The 2,410-nt window shown below is 56.9% G+C and carries 2 protein-coding genes; both read right to left on the bottom strand.

What is annotated here, in order from left to right; genetic code table 11:
- Positions 1–1,063: aminomethyltransferase family protein (locus tag AAF465_17465; protein MEM7084511.1), on the bottom strand; the 1,063-nt coding region annotated here is incomplete at its 3' end.
- Positions 1,060–2,410, bottom strand: a 1,351-nt coding sequence (locus tag AAF465_17460) for an NAD(P)/FAD-dependent oxidoreductase (GenBank protein ID MEM7084510.1), incomplete at its 5' end; no start/stop codon positions are given. The genes AAF465_17460 and AAF465_17465, both read right to left, overlap by 4 nt.

The following is a 2,410-nucleotide window of genomic DNA, read 5'->3' as shown; positions in this document are numbered from 1 at the left end:
CTACTTCGCCGTGCGGCATTTTCACGGTGCCGATCGCAATGTTCTGCTTGGTAATCGGTGACCACGCCGCTGACGTCACAAAACCTACGTTTTGCTTGCTGGCGTTCTTGTCAGCAAAAATGTAGGAGCTATGCGCTTCTTTATTGCCTTCAATGTCCAGCTTTACCAATCGCCACGTCGGACCGCGGCGCTGCTCTTCGGCCAGTGCGCGTCGACCGTTGAAATTGGGTTTCTTGAAATCAACTAGCCAGCCCAGGCCCAGCTCCAACGGCGAGCGCGTGCGGCCGGTACGAATGGTCGCCTTGGCCGGCAAAAAATCAACGTAAGCGGCCAGGTACCCGGCTTCGATCCGTGCAAGCTCCAGGGCATGCGTGCCAATCGCACGTATGCCGTGCAGTTTTCCGGCGGCAAACAATGCATCCCACAACGCCTCGGCCTTATCCGGCTCAATCCACAGTTCGTAGCCAAGATCGCCGGTAAACCCTGTGCGCGAGATCATCAGTTCGGCACCTTCGAAATCAAAGTGCATCAGGCCAAACACTTTGAGATCGCCAAGACCATCCAGACCCATTGCGCTCAGCGTTGAAAAACTGGTCGGCCCTTGCACCGCGAGACCCGCGATCTCAGCGGTTTCTTCCTCTACGGATACATCGAAGCCAATCGCTGAGGTGAGGAACCAGTCATAGTGGCGTTCCTGAGAGCAGATCCGATATTCACCTTCACGGAGGTGGAAGATCGTGCCGTCATCAATCACCTGGCCGCGATCATCGCACCACACCGCATATGCGACTCGGCCCGGTTTGATCTTCGCCATGTCACGCGTCACCAGACGGTCGACGTAAGCCAGTGCGTCGGGACCAGTGACGCGATACTTGGTCATCGGCGTGAGATCGAATACCGCGGTCGCATTACGAATCGCAAAGTACTCGGTCTCCGCGCAATACAGTTCATCGGGCGAGGAATAGCCCTTCCATTCGTGCCAGGTATTGATCGTGTCCAACGCCGACATGCGGCCAAAGAACGGTGAGCGCAGGCGGCCTTGAGGTACCGGTGTAATCGTCATGCGGCTTTCCCCCGCTTAATTATTTCTTTGGCAGCGTTACGCCCAGCGGCGCCACTAACCCCGCCACCCGGATGCGCGCCGGCGCCACAGAGGTACAACCCGTCGAGCGGCATTTTGTACTGCGCCGCACCGCCGACCGGGCGAACAAATAGGAACTGATCCAACGTCAGCTCGCCGTGATGCCAGTGACCGCCGGTGATATTGAATTCGCGTTCAATATCGACAGGTGTTAGCAACTCGCTGGCGATGATGCGATCCGCAATATCGGGCGCAAACTGTTCGATGGTGCGAATGGTGGCGGCTTCGAATAACGCGCGCGCCTCATCTGTCCAGCCATCCTTGCGCTCGTAGGGCGCATATTGAACGACCGCGGACATTACGTGTTTACCGGTCGGCGCCATGCTTTCGTCGCGGAAGCTGGGAAACGTCATTTCGATGACCGGTGCCGGAGACGACTCGCCATACTTGGCCGGATTAAAAGCACTCTCAACATAGTCCTGGCTTGGTGCTATCAGAATACGTTCACCATATTCTTTTTTGTCTAACCCGTCGATGGTCGGTAAACCATCCAATGCTAGGTGCAACTTTGCGGCATTCCCTTTCGCCCGCAGATGATGACTGCGGTGGGTAAATCCAGCCTCGACATGGCGCGCGCCGACCAATTCCATGATGGTTTGTTTCGGGTCCACATTCGAGACCACGGTGTAGCTGTCAAAACGCTCACCGCTGTCGGTCTCGACGCCAACCGCGCGACCGTTTTCAACCACTACGCGCTTCACACGCATTCCGGAGCGGATAGTGACGCCCGCTGCCCGAGCCACGTGCGCCAACTCTTCACTAACGCTGCCCATGCCGCCTTTCGGTGCCGCAATGCGACCATGGTTGCCGGCCCAGCGATATAAGAAAGTCAGAATGGTATTTGGCGAACGGGGGCCGAGATGGGTGCCCATCACCGCGTCCGCACACAACGCGCCGCGCAGCACCCGACAGTCGAAACGTTCCATTACCTCGTCGTAGATGTTCATACCGATCACGCGTAGGAACGCTTCCATCTCTGACTTACCCAATCGTCGGATGTCAAAACCCAGCTTGGCCAACGCGGCTAGATCGGACAGGTTTTTAGTTCCCAACCGCGGTGGCGTCTTGTTCAACACGTTCTTGAGTATGTCGGCAAATCGTGTCATGCGTTTATGAAACGCTTTGTAAGCCTCGTCGTCACCGTCGAGCGCACCGGTCACCGAATCGCCTTTAATGCGCACGTGTTCGCCGCCTTCGTGCAGCGCAATCGTGGTCATATCATCACTGGCCAAATCGGGATCGAGATTTAGTTCACGGCGAACCGCCGGT

It is taken from the genome of Pseudomonadota bacterium, assembly GCA_039028935.1.
In the GTDB taxonomy this organism is placed as follows: Bacteria; Pseudomonadota; Gammaproteobacteria; order Steroidobacterales; family SZUA-146; genus SZUA-146.
This window is presented reverse-complemented; position numbering and strand designations above follow the sequence as displayed.